14 protein-coding genes are annotated in these 15,215 nt (G+C 46.3%); 10 read left to right on the plus strand and 4 right to left on the minus strand.

Features of this window, described 5'->3' with window-relative positions; all coding sequences use genetic code 11:
• Positions 1-172: 172 nt before the first annotated feature.
• Positions 173-1,144: a phosphate acetyltransferase gene (gene pta, locus DMO16_RS16905; RefSeq protein WP_129478751.1), complete on the plus strand. Its 972-nt coding sequence runs from the start codon at positions 173-175 to the stop codon at positions 1,142-1,144.
• A gap of 22 nt (positions 1,145-1,166) precedes the next feature.
• Here pta and DMO16_RS16910 read toward each other — a convergent pair whose 3' ends face one another.
• Together DMO16_RS16910 and DMO16_RS16915 are read right to left on the minus strand one after the other, a co-directional pair.
• Positions 1,167-2,000: a lipoate--protein ligase family protein gene (locus tag DMO16_RS16910; RefSeq protein ID WP_061973366.1), complete on the minus strand. Its 834-nt coding sequence runs from the start codon at positions 1,998-2,000 to the stop codon at positions 1,167-1,169.
• Between the two features lie 3 nt (positions 2,001-2,003).
• Positions 2,004-2,804 (minus strand): class I SAM-dependent methyltransferase, encoded by an 801-nt coding sequence (locus DMO16_RS16915; protein WP_061973367.1) that lies wholly within the window; start codon positions 2,802-2,804, stop codon positions 2,004-2,006.
• Between the two features lie 156 nt (positions 2,805-2,960).
• Between DMO16_RS16915 and DMO16_RS16920 the strand changes: the two genes are divergently transcribed.
• The 4 genes from DMO16_RS16920 to DMO16_RS16935 all read left to right on the plus strand — a co-directional run bounded on the left by DMO16_RS16920 (position 2,961) and on the right by DMO16_RS16935 (position 5,826).
• Positions 2,961-3,284 carry a hypothetical protein gene (locus DMO16_RS16920; protein ID WP_061973369.1) on the plus strand — a complete coding sequence of 108 codons (324 nt, stop codon included), beginning with the start codon at positions 2,961-2,963 and terminating at the stop codon, positions 3,282-3,284.
• A gap of 483 nt (positions 3,285-3,767) precedes the next feature.
• A complete protein-coding gene (locus tag DMO16_RS16925; protein WP_061973372.1) occupies positions 3,768-5,054 on the plus strand; it encodes an HD domain-containing protein in 1,287 nt (428 codons plus the stop codon).
• A 27-nt stretch (positions 5,055-5,081) separates the two neighbouring features.
• Positions 5,082-5,588, plus strand: a complete 507-nt coding sequence (locus DMO16_RS16930; protein WP_129478753.1) for a YwgA family protein — start codon at positions 5,082-5,084, stop codon at positions 5,586-5,588.
• 88 nt (positions 5,589-5,676) lie between these two features.
• The gene (locus tag DMO16_RS16935; RefSeq protein ID WP_206738117.1) at positions 5,677-5,826 is read left to right on the plus strand and encodes a hypothetical protein; all 150 of its coding nucleotides are present in this window, start codon (positions 5,677-5,679) and stop codon (positions 5,824-5,826) included.
• A 129-nt stretch (positions 5,827-5,955) separates the two neighbouring features.
• On the opposite strand, the gene DMO16_RS16940 is transcribed toward DMO16_RS16935, so the two are convergent.
• Positions 5,956-7,269: an NCS2 family permease gene (locus DMO16_RS16940; RefSeq protein WP_129478757.1), complete on the minus strand. Its 1,314-nt coding sequence runs from the start codon at positions 7,267-7,269 to the stop codon at positions 5,956-5,958.
• A 211-nt stretch (positions 7,270-7,480) separates the two neighbouring features.
• Between DMO16_RS16940 and DMO16_RS16945 the strand changes: the two genes are divergently transcribed.
• Complete coding sequence (locus DMO16_RS16945) at positions 7,481-8,008, plus strand: YwhD family protein (RefSeq protein ID WP_061973382.1); 528 nt, start codon at positions 7,481-7,483, stop codon at positions 8,006-8,008.
• Positions 8,009-8,268: 260 nt separating this feature from the next.
• Here the strand turns inward: DMO16_RS16945 and DMO16_RS16950 are convergent, their stop codons facing one another.
• Positions 8,269-10,335, minus strand: a complete 2,067-nt coding sequence (locus tag DMO16_RS16950) for a transglycosylase domain-containing protein (protein WP_241840584.1) — start codon at positions 10,333-10,335, stop codon at positions 8,269-8,271.
• Between the two features lie 124 nt (positions 10,336-10,459).
• On the opposite strand from DMO16_RS16950, the gene DMO16_RS16955 reads away from it, so the two are divergent.
• The 4 genes from DMO16_RS16955 to speB all read left to right on the plus strand — a co-directional run bounded on the left by DMO16_RS16955 (position 10,460) and on the right by speB (position 15,096).
• Positions 10,460-11,749, plus strand: a complete 1,290-nt coding sequence (locus DMO16_RS16955) for an amidohydrolase (RefSeq protein WP_061973388.1) — start codon at positions 10,460-10,462, stop codon at positions 11,747-11,749.
• Between the two features lie 513 nt (positions 11,750-12,262).
• A complete protein-coding gene (locus tag DMO16_RS16960; RefSeq protein ID WP_061973390.1) occupies positions 12,263-13,198 on the plus strand; it encodes a ketopantoate reductase family protein in 936 nt (311 codons plus the stop codon).
• 131 nt (positions 13,199-13,329) lie between these two features.
• Positions 13,330-14,157: a polyamine aminopropyltransferase gene (gene speE, locus DMO16_RS16965; protein ID WP_061973392.1), complete on the plus strand. Its 828-nt coding sequence runs from the start codon at positions 13,330-13,332 to the stop codon at positions 14,155-14,157.
• Between the two features lie 60 nt (positions 14,158-14,217).
• Positions 14,218-15,096 (plus strand): agmatinase, encoded by an 879-nt coding sequence (gene speB / locus DMO16_RS16970; protein WP_061973394.1) that lies wholly within the window; start codon positions 14,218-14,220, stop codon positions 15,094-15,096.
• The last annotated feature ends 119 nt before the right edge of the window (positions 15,097-15,215 follow it).

The following is a 15,215-nucleotide window of genomic DNA, read 5'->3' on the forward strand; positions in this document are numbered from 1 at the left end:
TAGCGTAAAAGGATTCAAAAAAATTTACAAAATTAACCTCTTTTCCAACACGTCAATTTTCGAAAAATAACAACTTTTTGGCAGAAACGCTTTCAATTTTGGGTATAGGTTTAAAACCCACCCAAAGTAGAGTACCCTAGTATGGATTGCATAGGAACAGGAGGCTACCCGCATGAGCGATTTATTTAAAGAACTAAGAGAAAAAGTACAACAGGAGAATCCGGCCATTGTTTTTCCGGAAGGAACGGATGAGCGTATTTTGAAAGCTGCAGCCAGGCTGGCAGAAGAAAATGTCCTCCGCCCTATCCTGATTGGCAATACAGGTGAGATTGCGGCAAAGGCTGAAGAACTCGGTGTGAAGCTCGGTGAAATTCAGCTGATCGACCCAAAAGATTATTCCGAATTTGAAAGCCTAGTATCTTCTTTCGTTGAACGCCGCAAAGGGAAAGCCACGGAGGAACAGGCCCGTCAAATTCTTTTGGATGAAAACTACTTCGGAACGATGCTTGTTTATGCAGACAAAGCACACGGACTAGTGAGTGGAGCGGCACACTCAACGGCAGATACCGTCCGTCCGGCGCTGCAGATCATCAAAACAAAAGAAGGCATTAAAAAAACTTCAGGTGCATTCATCATGGTTAAAGGCGATGAAAAATATGTGTTTGCCGATTGTGCGATCAATATTGCTCCAACAAGTGAAGACTTGGCGGAATCCGCTATTGTCAGCGCCCATACGGCACGCGTATTTGGCATTGAACCCAAGGTTGGACTTCTAAGCTTTTCAACCAAGGGATCTGCGAAATCTCCGGAAACAGAAAAAGTGGTGGAAGCTACGCAATTGTTGAAAGAGAAAAACCCTGATTTTCCATTTGACGGCGAACTGCAATTTGACGCTGCCTTTGTTCCTTCCGTTGCTCAAAAGAAAGCTCCGGATTCCGTACTAAAAGGAGAAGCGAATGTTTTCATCTTCCCTGGCCTTGAAACAGGAAATATCGGCTACAAAATGGTTCAGCGCCTTGGCGGCTATGAAGCGATCGGTCCGATCCTTCAAGGACTGAACATGCCGGTGAACGACCTGTCCCGCGGCTGTAATGAAGAAGATGTATATAAGCTCGCATTGATTACTGCAATGCAGGCGCTATAACAAAAAAGCACTGTGAGATGATTTACATCTCCAGTGCCTTTTCGTTTCGTTCCCAGACACGCTGATAATTATAATCGTAAAGCTGAATTTCATTAACGGACAGCGGTGAGGAAACGAGATGGCTGCTCTCCTCCTGCAGAACATAGAGAAGGCGGGTCATCAAATCGCTGACCGTTAAAGGCTGGCCGGTGAGCTCGGACAGGGATGCCATCACTTCAGGATGTATGTCAGGGTACGTGAATTTCGTTGTTTCCCCCTGTAGGCCCCGTTCGTAAAATTTCCGGATCGCTTCCGCTCGTTCAGACCCGCTGCCATTGACACACAAGTAGATTTGAACGGCTGCTCCATTGCGGATCCGGCGCTGCGAGATGCCTGCAAACTTCTTGCCGTCCACACTTAGATCATAGCTTCCGGGGCAATAAGAATGGACAATTTCCCTCGCTTCAAATGAAACGTGATATGGAAGCAGCATTTTTTGAATCAGTTCCACCATCGTGTCATAGCCTTTATTGATTTCGATGCTGCTGTCCTTTTCGGGCAGAATAATGGAGATGTTCAATACGCCTTCATCAAGAACAACGGCAAGGCCGCCGGAATTGCGGACAATGACCCGATAGCCTTTAGATTTAAGTGCGGCTACTCCCTCTTCCAGATGAGGAAGCCGCGTATCCTGGATTCCGAGAACAATCGTGTGATGGTGAACCCACGTGCGGACAGTGGGAGAGGATTCCTCATTCCCAACGGTCGTGCACAGGGTGTCATCCATTGCAAAGGAAGACAATGCGTCAAAGGAAGGCCCCAGACTTGATTGGTCGATAATACGCCATTTTGGCTGAAATAACAGTGATGTGATCATGTTTCATCTTTTCTCCGCTTCAATGATAAATGTTTTGGGAATACCATGGTCAAAATCGCCGGGATGCGGCTCTTCCTTCAGCTCGGTAATAAACAGACCGGAAGCCCCGAGCGCGGTGACAATTTCACCGATCGTCCATTTCCGGATCGCCACTTGATACGGCTTACGTTCTTCTTCTGTCGCATAACGAAGTTCGGGAAGGAACTTGGAATAGGAAACATCCACTGTTTCAAGTTCTGCACTGAAATAATCACCGGTTACTTTATGCTTTCTGACCGCCTGGCTTTTCCCTTGTGAGGTGATCAGTTTGGTAGATACTGGATGAAAGTCCTGCAGTATAAATTTGCCTCCGGGAGCAAGCAGGCCATGGACGGTTGTAAAAAACGGTACAAGATCTGTAAAATAGTGCAGAATTCCGTTTTCCGTTAATACCAGATCATAATCCCCGGTCAGTTCTTCTTTTGGCAGCGCCAGAACATCGCTTCGTACATACCTGAGCGGCACTCCTGCCTCCTCTGCCAGCTCTTTCGCATATCGTTCGTTCGGCTCTGACAGATCGATCACGGTTGCCTCGGCGCCCAGCAAGGCCATGGCTACCGCTTTGCTGCCGTGAGAACCGAGCAGGTTGCAGACTTTTTTGCCTTTAACATTTCCAATGTATGATTCAAGCGGGTTCAACCGCTTAAGAGGGTCTTTTTTTATTTTTGCGGCTGCTTTTGCCGGCTCGCCAAATCGATGGGTCCAGGCTTCGTACGACTTTTCGTTCCATGCCTGCCCATTTTGGTCATTCTGAAATTGATCCACGAGTTAACCTCCTGATTCTATCGTTCACTCCTTAGTATAACGCAACAGTGAGCCATGCTTCCATGTCATACTATTTTATTGCAACTTTTTGGAATGTAATTACGTATGCATAGGTATAGTGAATGGAGCGAATGAAGAGAATGGGAGGAAAATTCTTTGAATAGAAACTTATCGAAAACGTTAAAATGGATCTCGGGGGGATATGAAGCATTGCTTGGCATTCCGTTTGTCGGCGGGACAATTGTCCTTTCCTTTGCCTGGACGCCGCTTGCCCTTGCTCTCGCCCTCCATATCGTAACCCTGATCTTCGCTTCAAAAGAAGGAACGGCAAAACACGGAAGCATCACGGGAATTGTCACCTCCTGCATCGCCTGGATCCCCTTCGTCGGAATGATCATGCACATTATCACCGCCATCCTGCTAATGGTCGACGCCTACAAACAAGAAGACATCGATGACCAAGTCGTAGATACCCAATAAAAAGAAGGCGCCCATGCCTTCTTTTTTTATTTGTTCTAAAAGAATTTTGTAACAAAGCTTCTCTGACAAGTTGATAGTAGTGAAGGGTGCGAGACTCCAGTGGGACTAGCGTGACAGGTGAGACCAATAAGGCGCTTGCGCCTGGTGGGCTCAGCGCACGCCCCACGGAAAGCGAGCATCCCGAAACGGAAATCAACCACCTCCAAGAACAACAACGACTAATCGTAAATAGCTTTCTTTTTTGATTACAGAAGAAAAAGAAAGCATGCAAGCGAAAAAGAAATAAAGATGTCACAAACCGCTTCTTTTGTTTGTTGTTTCATGGTTCGAAACCACGTAGAATAGGGTATACTTCACATGAAAACATTCTAATAACCTACACGATTATCCTTCTTTCGACAATTTTTCCTGAGAAGGGATTTTCTATTTTTAGCAGAAATTTAAATATAAACTAATTGCGGCTGAAGGAGCATTTATTAAAATATGGCGAAAGAAATGGGTCAATTAAATGAAGAAAAGGTGTTCAAGGATCCGGTTCACCGTTATATACACGTAAGGGATGAACTGATCTGGAAACTGATCGGAACGAGCGAATTTCAGCGGCTTCGCCGGATTCGCCAGCTCGGCACGACCTACCTGACGTTTCACGGGGCTGAGCACAGCCGGTTCAGCCACTCTTTAGGTGTATATGAGATTACAAGACGCATCATCGAAGTGTTTCATAATCGTCCACATTGGAATGAGGAAGAACGGATGCTGGTGCTCAGTGCAGCCCTGCTGCATGATATCGGACATGGTCCCTTTTCACACTCCTTTGAAAAAGTGTTCGGGGTGGACCATGAAGATTACACAAGAGCGATTCTGCTGGGCGACACGGAAGTGAATGAGGTACTCCGTCTGCAAGGCAGTGATTTTCCGAAAAAAGTAGCGGAAGTCATAGAAAAGACCTATCATGATAAGCTTGTGGTAAGCATGATTTCCAGTCAAATCGATGCCGACCGGATGGACTATCTTCTTCGTGATGCCTATTTTACCGGTGTGAGTTACGGGAATTTTGACCTGGAACGGATTCTGCGGGTGATGAGGCCAATGGAAGACGGAGCGGTCATCAAGGCGAGCGGCATGCATGCCGTTGAGGATTACATCATGAGCCGCTACCAAATGTACTGGCAGGTTTATTTTCATCCGGTTACACGGAGCGCTGAGGTCATTTTAAGCAAAATCCTTCACCGGGCAAAAGATTTATATCAGGAAGGCTACACGTTCAAGCAAAATCTCACTCATTTCCGCTCTCTGTTTGAAGGGGAAATTACATTAGAAGATTACATAAAGCTGGATGAGGGAGTCATGCAGTATTATTTCCAGATATGGCTGGAGGAGGAAGACGGCATTCTTCGTGATTTGTGCCGACGATTCCTTGACCGAAAGCTTTTCAAATACTCGGAGATGGTTTCTGTCTCGGAAGTTCTTAAGCTGTCCGACTTTCTGGAAGAGGCAGGAATTGACCCAAAATACTACCTTGTGATCGACTCTTCCTCCGATTTGCCTTATGACTTTTACCGTCCGGGGGAAAAAGAGGAAAGGCTGCCTATTAACCTTTTAAAAGCCAATGGTGAAGTACGTGAACTTTCCAGGGAATCGGATGTGGTGGAAGCCATTTCCGGAAAAAGAAGAACCGACCACAAGCTGTATTATCCGGCAGATCTGATTGAGCAAATAGATGACAGCCAATTAAAGAAAAAAATAAAACACATACTGAAAAATGGATGATAAGGATTTACGTTAGGGGGAAAAAATGTGTTTGATGATCATTTAAAGGTCATAACCGTTATTAAGGAAGCAGGAGAAGTCGTTGGCCGAAAAAAGCTGCAAAAAATGATTTATATTGCAAAGAAGCTTAACTTTCCTTTTCAGGAAAAATACGAGTTTCACTTTTACGGACCCTATTCCGAGGAGCTTACACTGCGCGTAGAGGAGCTCTGCAATCTGGGCTATCTTTTAGAGAAAAAAGAAAAGGTGAGCGGATATTCGCAATACCGCTATTCCCTGAATGAAGAGGGAGAAGGCTTTTTGGCAAGCTACGGAACATCCATACCAAAGCTCGGAGAATGCATCAGGACGATGAACAAACAATCTTCCCGGTTCCTGGAATTGGTTTCTACGATTCTGTTCTTTTACCATCTGCCTGTAGAGGAAGTTACAGACAAGATTCATACGTTAAAAGCCAAGCAAAAATATACGAAAGAGGAAATTCAGGAAGGCTACAAGTTTATCAGCCAACTTGAAGGTTGTATCATGCAATAGCTCTTTATTCCTTTTGACGATGGCATTTGTGATCCACATGCCTTTGACAAACACAAAGGCAGCTACAAGGTACGCCGCTGAGCTTCCAATGCGCGAAACGTCCCCTGGCCACTATGAGAGGTACTACACAGCAACGTCCAACGTAAGGGCGACGGGAGCAACGGTGGAAGTCAGTGCGCAAGACGATTACGGCAACACGGCAAGTGAGATAGCCAAAGGAAAACTGAATATCAACTAGCATTTTTGCATAAAAAGAAAGCCTGCCGAATGGTGATCAGCAGGCTTCTTTTTATGTTTGTGGCCGGCAAAGGGACTGCGTGGGAAGCGCTCCAGCACTTGTGGCTGAACGGCCGTTTCAGCTTTTCTCTTAATGTGGTAAAAATGCGAGCTGATAGAAAAACAAAACAGCAAATAAATAAACGAGGAATGGAACTTCACGCCATTTTCCGCGGGCAATTTTTAGCAGCGGGTAAGAAATGAAGCCAAACGCAATTCCAGTTGCGATACTTGATGTCAGCGGCATGGTCAAAATAATGATAAACGCTGGGAACGCTTCGTCCAGCTGCTCCCAATTAATTTTACCAAGCGCTCCGAGCATCAGGCTGCCAACAATAATCAATGTCGGTGCTGTGATGGCTGAAAGGCCGGAAATGGCACTTACCAGCGGCGAGAAAAAGGCGGCAATGATAAACAGTACAGCAACGGTTACCGAAGTTAATCCAGTACGGCCGCCGACTGCAACACCTGAAGTTGATTCAATATAGGCACTTGTCGGGCTTGTCCCGAGCGCGGCCCCTACTGTTGTTGCTACAGAATCGGCAAGAAGTGCTTCACGTGCTTTGGGCATTTTGTTATTTTTCATCAAACCAGCCTGTTCAGCGACACCTACCATCGTTCCTGTCGTATCAAAAATGGTAACGAGAAGGAAGGAGAAAACCACTGCAAACAGTCCATACTGAAACACATCGGCAAAAGCGGTCACCGGGTTGCCGAAGATAAATAATTCTTTCGGCATTGCAGGGACAGACATAAAACCATTAAATTTTAACTGATGCGTAAAATATGCAATAATTCCAGTAATGATCATTCCGAAGAAAAGAGCGCCGTTTACATTAAGTGCCATCAGAATGAGCGTAATCGCCAAACCTGCCAAAGCAAGCATGACAGATGGTGAATGAAGGTCACCGAGCGCCACCAGATTTTCCTTATGGGCGGTAATGATACCGGTCATTCGCATGCCGATAAACGCGATAAAAAGGCCGATTCCTGCGGTAATCCCGTATTTTAAATTAGCGGGAATGGCTTCAATCAATTTTTCGCGAAACGGTGTCAGCGACAAAATAACAAAGATAATTCCGGCGACAAAAACCGCTCCAAAAGCCGTCTGATAGGAAATGTTGGTGTGCGTTCCTACCACGGAAAAAGCGAAATAGGCATTCAGCCCCATACCGGGAGCAATGGCGATCGGCAGGTTGGCGAACAGGGCCATCCACAATGTTCCGACCACAGTAGCGATGATGGTTGCCATAAAGACTGTATTAAACGGAACACCCGCTGAATGAAGCACGATCGGATTGACGACAACGATATAGACCATGGTCAAAAAAGTTGTGATCCCGGCAATCACTTCTTGCTTTGCGGTGGTTCCGCGTTCTTTTAGTTTAAAGAAAGATGAAAACATGGAAGTACCTCCAAAAATACGAACGATTTTTAAATACTTAATTATATTATTCGTTTTTAGGTTTCGATGCAACCCATTTATACTCTTTATCCTTATGTATTCTTACCCCTTTTAAGGTCTGTGATACCAGGCGGGAACGGCTCAAGGACTTAAAATGGAGAGATTTGTGGTAAAATAAAAACAGAACTGATATGATCTCGGGAGGTTTATGATGAAAGATATTTTCGGATCTAATCCAGATAAAAATAAAAAAGGAATGGGATTTACCATTTTAAGCGGTGATTCCACCAGTGGCCATGGCGGCTACGGTGTAGGTGCGTTAAGCCTGGACCATATGACTCCGGTCATCGTCGATCCTGTAGATGGAGACGCCTATGTTGATATGGGTGCCATGCATGCCAGAAGTGATATTGAAAAGCGGATTAAATTTACGCCTGACCGCGCCAATACGCCAAACCCGCGTCCATACTGGCTCGTATGGGTAACGATCAACAGAAATGAAGAAGGCCCATACTACTATGGTGTGACCGCTTGTGAAATGCAGATTGATGCGGAGGCGCGCAGGGGCTATAAAAGCCTGCCGGAGCACGTGAACCGCATGGATAAATCGTTGAAAGGCCATGTGATCGTGGACGATATGGATGACAAGTCCAAAAGATTGCTTGGAGAATTTCTAAAGAACCACGATGAAGGAATATTCAACCGCTCTTCTGCCGAAGTCAGGAAATTATTGCCATAAAATTGGAAGAGTTATGAACTCTTTTTGAACATTTTATAAATAACTTGTGACAATTCTCGTTCATACAGTAAACTGAAGCTAGCATTGCACACACAATGTTGCTAGGACAATAAGCAGCCCGGGAGCTCTTCGTGAGCACCCGGGCTGTTTATTTTGTGTTTGCATTTTATATGCAAGTAAATCGTGTCGAACCGCAACTAATTGGGCCAACACCGCAACTAATCAGCCACGCACCGTATTAATCACTTGAACTCCACCCCTTAATGCCACCAAGGGAAGACTTTCTGGAACCAGCCTTTTCGTTTATGATCGAGTCCGTCTGAGCCAATGGGAAGGTCGCCGGCATGTTCATTGCAGTATTCGGTGGGTTCTGTTCCCTTAATATAGTACGTTTTTCTTTTGATCGGGCAATTTTTCGTCGCAAGCTTCCCGTTTTTCGGGTTGACCATCACCCCTACTACCCCTTTTGGCTTCTTGAACGCCATGGAGGGTTCATCCTTTAAAGCATCTTCCATATAATGCACCCAAATTTTCTTCGAATAGCTGCCGTCATTGATCCGGTTGATCTCTTTCCCCTGGTCGTATCCAATCCATACACCTGTCGTCAACTGTGGCGTAAACCCGACCATCCAGCTGTCGGTCGGTGTGGAGCCCGATTTTCCCGCAGCCGGGCGGGTTAAATATTGATCAATGCTCGCGCCGGTAACCTTGGCGTAATCATTCAGCTTTTCATCAAACATGCCTTTCATCAGATCGGTCATAACGAATGCCGCTTTTTTGTCGAGCACTTGTTTTTGTTTGTAATGATGCTCATAAAGAACGCGGCCTTTGTTGTCGGTAATTTCCTTGATAAAAACAGGTTCCACCCTTTTGCCGCCATTGGCAAAAAGATTGTACGCATTGGTCATTTCCATCACGCTTACGTTTTTTGTGCCAAGCGCAAGGGACGGCACACTGGCCAGCGGACTTTTGATGCCAAACTGACGTGCTGCCTTGACCAGCTTTTTCGGCCCGAGAAAAAGGTTGGTTTTTACCGCATAGATGTTGTCCGATAGAGCGAGTGCTTCAGACAAGGTAATAAAGTCGTAGGCATACAGGTTATTGTAGTTTTTCGGTTCATAATCCTGCTGCCCGTCTCCCATGGCAAAAGAGGTGGGCTCACTTTTAATGGCAGTCGACGGTGTATAGCCGTTTTTCAGCGCCGTATAGTACAAAAATGGCTTAAACGTAGAGCCGGGGGCGCGTTTGGCCTGGATGGCCCGGTCAAACGGGCTTTCGGCATAATTCCTTCCTCCCACCAGCGCTTTCACATCACCATTTCTAGGATCCATGGACACCAGAGCCGTTTGGATTGAGGAATCTGGATCGATCCTCTCTTCAATCTCCTTTTCAGCCGCCGTTTGCATGGAGACATCGAGCGTTGTATAGATGTGAAGGCCGCCAAGCTCGATCTGTTTGGGATCCATTTTTAACTCTTTTTTCAGGACTTTCATCACTTCGGCTTGGAAGTACGGCGCAATTTTAGGTTTTTGCACCTCTTTTTCGGCCACTATGGTAAGCGGCGCAGCGGCAGCTTCCTGTACTTCTTTTTTGGACAGGTAGCGATTGTTCTCCATCGCCTTTAAAATGATCGCCTGCCGCTCTTTGGCCCGGTCCTCATGATAAAGCGGTGAGTAATAGCCGGGACCTTTTGGCACTCCGGCCAGCATGGCAGCCTCGGAAATACTGAGGTGGCTCGCATCCTTTCCAAAATAAAAGGCGGAGGCGCTCTGGATTCCATAGGTGCCATGACCGTAATAGATGGTATTTAAATAGCCTTCAAGGATTTGATTCTTGGAATAATTCATCTCCAGCCGGATGGTATAAAACGCCTCCATCCCTTTTCGGAGCCAGGTCTTCTCATGTGTTAAAAAGAGATTCCGTGCGAATTGCTGGGTGATGGTGCTTGCTCCCTGTACTTTTGCTCCTGCCCTCAGGTCCGCCAAAAGGGCTGCCGCAATCCGTTTAAAATCAAATCCGTGATGTTCATAAAAATTTTTGTCTTCAATGGAAAGCGTGGCTTCAATCAAAGCAGGGCTCATCTTATTCAGCGGCACCCATGTCCGTTTTTGCCCGGAGTTGCTGATTTCGCCGATTTCTTCCCCGCTGCTCGAATGAATCACAGTGGTTTGCGGCACGAGCAAAGGAGGAGGCCCCATCCATTTAGCCAAAAGAAGTACACCCGTCAGACAAACAGCCATGGCCGCGCACAAAATGGCAGCCAGTTTGCCCGCCAATTTTACTTTTTGTAATCTGCTGTACTCCTTCCAGTGTTTAAGCCAGGACACGGAAACCCCTCCTTATGATTATCTGTTTCTAGTATGGGATAACGAGAGCTCTTCTAAACGTGGGAAGAGGGGGAAATGTTATACTAGTTCCATAACGAACGAAGGAAAGCAGGAGGGTTATACATTGATTCTGAAGAATGCGCGCTATTTAATAGAAAACAACGGAACGTGGAGCGAACGGCAGGAGGATTTGCTCATCGAAGGAAATACGATTCAAGACATCGGAAACCTTGAACCGTTATATGACCAGCATGAAGTATGGGATGTGAAAGATTATTTGATCCTCCCAGGCCTTGTCAACGGGCATCAGCATACGCCGATGTCGCTGCTTCGCTGTTATAGTGATGACCTTCCGTTAATGGAGTGGCTGAATAAAAAAATGCTCCCTGCGGAAATGAAAATGACAAGTGATGACCGCTACTGGGGTGCGATGCTGGCCATGGCTGAAATGGTAAAAAGCGGAACAACGGCGTATGCGGACATGTACATCGATATGGATACCATTGCAGCCGCTGTGCAGGAAACAGGCATTCGCGCTTCTCTTTCCCGGGGCATGATCGCCATGGATTCCAATTACAGTGACCGCATCGAGGAGTCTCGCAATCTTGTGAAGAAATGGCACGGAAAGGTCGAAGGAAGAATCACCGTCATGATTGCGCCTCATTCTCCTTATATGTGTCCGCCGGACTTTCTGCGGGATGCAGTAATACTGGCAAAAGAACAAAATGTACCACTGCACACCCACCTCGCAGAAACGGCAGATGAGCGGAACATGATCCAGGAGCGCCATGGCATGAGTCCGGTCCAATATTTGCAGGAGGCTGGCTTTTTTGAAAACACCAGTGTCAACCTCGCTCATGGTGTGCATTTTACAGAAGACGACCTGTCCATACTGGAAGGGCTCACAGGCGGAGTTATTCATAATCCGGTGAGCAATGCAAAGCTCGCCTGCGGCACAGCAGATCTTGTGGAGCTCACCAAAAGAGGAATCAAAGTGGGTCTCGGAACAGATGGACCGGGCAGTGCGAGTACACTGGACATGTTTATGGAGATGAAAGCTGCCGCCTGGATGCAGAAGCTGCTGCAGGAAGATGCTTCCGCACTGAACGCCCATGAAATATTGACAATGGCGACGAGAAATGGAGCAGAAATTCTTGGAATCGGGCAAGAAACCGGAAGCATTGAGGTTGGTAAAAAAGCTGACCTGCTGTTTATGAACATGAACCAGCCCCACCTTGTGCCTGCCCACCAGGATCCTTCCCTTTTGGTGTACGCAGCCGCAGGACAGGATGTGGATTCGGTCATGATAGATGGAAAATTGATCATGAAGCATCGTGAACTGCTGACAATGGATGAAGAAAAAGTGATGTTTGAAGCGAAGCGCCGTGCGGAAGACCTGATCAGCCGCATATAAAACGGACTCCCGCCGGGAAATTTTGAAAAAAGTAGTATGAGAAAAGCAGAAATGCCGCAAAATAAAACCGCTGGCATGCAGGCCAGCGGCGGGCAATAGTCGGTTTTCCCCAGGATGATCGGCTACCATTTTAATCAAACGAAAAAAGATAGACCGTTTCCGTGAGTTGGGGCTCGAGGGCGGTCTATTTTTTATGCGACAAAACAGAAACGATCAGCGACGCAAAAGCGACGGCAAACATCAGCGCTTCAAATATCGTCAGAGGCATCACCCCCTTTCGTGCAAAGCCTGTGCACGATTGATTGCAGCTTGCTAAAGAGAGTGCGCCGACCACCCAAAGGACCTTTTACTATTGTCTTCCCATTATGCCAACTTGTGAGGGGGTGCATTCAACTTCCAAAAAGAATGGGAAAAAGATAGCTGCCGGCCGGGCGGTTCTTTTGGGTATCGCAGGTTTTTTGCGTTACTATGAAAGAGAGAAATTTCTGACTATAACAAAGGCAGGGTGATAATATGAATATTGTAATGTTTGGAGCAGGAGCGCTTGGAGCTTATTATGGTGGCCGATGGGCCGAGGCGGGGCAAAACGTCTCTTTTTTGGTACGGGAAAAAAGGAAAAAGCAAATTGAGGAGCAAGGGCTGATCATCCATAGTGTAGCCGGGGATTATCAACTGGACCACCCCAAGCTGATCGTCGATCCAGACGAGGCAGAAGCATGTGATCTTCTGGTGCTTTCGGTGAAAGGCTATCATTTAAATGAAACACTTCCCATTTTAAAAAAGTTTGTTGCCAGTGGAGCGCGTGTACTGCCATTATTAAACGGGATCGAACACATTTACAGATTGCAGGAGGAGCTAGGTGAAGAGGCGGTGCTTGGCGGATTGGCATTTATCATTGCTACCCTTGATGAAAAAGGGCATGTCGTACATACGAGTGAGTCGCATGACATTGTTTACGGGCCGCTCCATCCATCTCAGGAAAATCTGTGCGCACAACTGGAGCAAGTGATGCAAAACAGCAACATGAAGGGGAACCTGAGCCGCATGATCAGTAAAAGTCTTTGGCAAAAATATATGTTCATCACTGCTTTTTCAGGAGTAACAACGGCAGCCAACCTGCCAATCGGAAGAATAAGAGAACAGGAGGATACGCTGCTGCTGTTCCGTTCGGTGCTTCATGAAATGGCAACCCTGGCAAACACGTTTGATATCGATTTAAGGGACGAGGATATCGAGGAAACGATGAGCCGGGTGAGTGGTCTCTCCTTTGAAGCAACTTCCTCCATGCATCAGGACAGGAGAAAGGGCTTGAATCTTGAAGTCGACCATCTACAGGGAGGAGCGCTCCGTCTGGCCAAACAAAGCGGGCTCAGCCTTCCGCATATCGAAACACTGCACGCACTGATCAAGCCCTTTGAATCAGGCAATCCTACAACAGGAACAAAGTAGGCGGCCTTTCATAGGCTCATACAGGGTTTAGCATAAATTGCGTGTGGAATAACAAAAAAGGAAATGCTATAATCGTAATGTTTGTTAAAAGAACAACGATGCCTGGCATTTCAAATAGAGGAGTGATGACTGTGGAACTATGGTTCACGGAAAAACAGACGAAAAACTTTGGAATTACTGCTAAGATCAAACGTACATATGTGACGGAGCAAACAGAATTCCAAAAGCTTGATATGGTAGAAACAGAAGAATTCGGCAACATGCTTATTCTGGACGGCATGGTTATGACCACCCAGAAAGACGAGTTTGTTTATCATGAAATGGTTGCCCATGTACCTTTGTTCACCCATCCAAACCCAAGACAGGTGTTGGTTGTTGGTGGCGGAGATGGCGGCGTAATCCGCGAAGTATTGAAGCATCCTTCTGTTGAAAAAGCGACACTGGTTGAAATCGATGGAAAAGTGATCGAGTATTCCAAGCAATATCTTCCTGAAATTGCGGGTGAGCTGGAAAACTCCCGAGTGGAAGTTAAAGTGGATGACGGTTTCATGCATATCGCAATGAGTGAAAATCAATACGATGTCATCATGGTTGATTCCACCGAGCCCGTAGGACCTGCAGCAAAGCTGTTTGAAAAAGGATTTTATGAAGGAATCTCCAAAGCGTTGAAAGAGGACGGAATTTTCGTAGCGCAAACGGACAACCCTTGGTTTACGCCTGAACTGATCTCTAAAGTATTCAAAGACGTAAGCGAGATTTTCCCGATTACCCGTCTTTATACTGCGAACATCCCAACGTATCCAAGCGGCCTTTGGACATTTACGATTGGTTCAAAGCAATACGATCCACTAGAAGTTAACGAAGAACGTTTCCATGACATCGAGACGAAGTACTGGACAAAAGAACTTCACAAAGCAGCCTTCGCACTTCCAAAGTTCGTTGCAGATCTTATTAAATAAAAATCAACTACTCACAAGAGCAACAAAGGTCTGCAGAATGAGAAAGGGGCATATCACGCCATGAGATTTGACGAAGCCTATTCCGGCAACGTATTTATTTTAAGCAAACCCCATTTTGAAACAGCTGATGCTGTACTTTATGGAATGCCTATGGATTGGACGGTATCGTTCCGACCTGGTTCACGCTTTGGTCCGGCAAGAATCCGCGAAGCTTCCCTTGGGCTTGAAGAGTATAGTCCTTATGCGGACAAGCACTTGGAAGAAGTGAACTATTTTGATGCAGGAGATATTCCGCTTCCGTTCGGAAATCCGCAGCGAAGCCTGGATCTTATTGAGGAATACATCACAACCCTGCTGGATGCCGGAAAATTTCCTCTGGGAATGGGCGGGGAACATCTTGTATCCTGGCCGATTTTTAAAGCATTGAACAAAAAATACGATGATTTTGCTATCATCCACATTGATGCACATGCTGACCTTCGTGAACAATATGAAGGCGAGCCGCTTTCTCACTCTACCCCGATCCGCAAGGCGTGCGGCCTGATTGGAGCTGAGAATGTTTATTCGTTTGGCATTCGTTCCGGAATGAGAGAAGAATTCCAGTTTGCCAAAGAGTCAGGCATGCACATGTACAAGTTTGATGTGGCAGAGCCGTTACGTAAGGTATTGCCGACACTGGCGGGCCGCAATGTTTATGTCACCATTGATATAGATGTCCTTGATCCCGCTCATGCACCGGGAACAGGAACAGCAGAAGCAGGTGGAATTACGTCAAAAGAACTTCTTGAAGCCATTCAGCTGATTTCTGAATCGGATGTAAAGGTCATTGGAGCGGATCTGGTCGAAGTCGCTCCGATTTACGATCCTTCCGAGCAAACCCCAATCGCAGCCAGCAAATTCCTTCGTGAAATCCTGCTGGGATGGGTGAATAAAAAGTAACGTTTCGATAAAAGACGAAAAACCGGATGACCGGGCTTTCGTCTTTTTTTGTCGAAAAAAGTTACAGAATTGTGTCAATTTTGGTATAGTTAAACCAATGAACGCCGGACGTGGAAAGG

This window comes from Fictibacillus sp. S7, from assembly GCF_004127935.1.
GTDB lineage: Bacteria > Bacillota > Bacilli > Bacillales > Fictibacillaceae > Fictibacillus_C > Fictibacillus_C enclensis.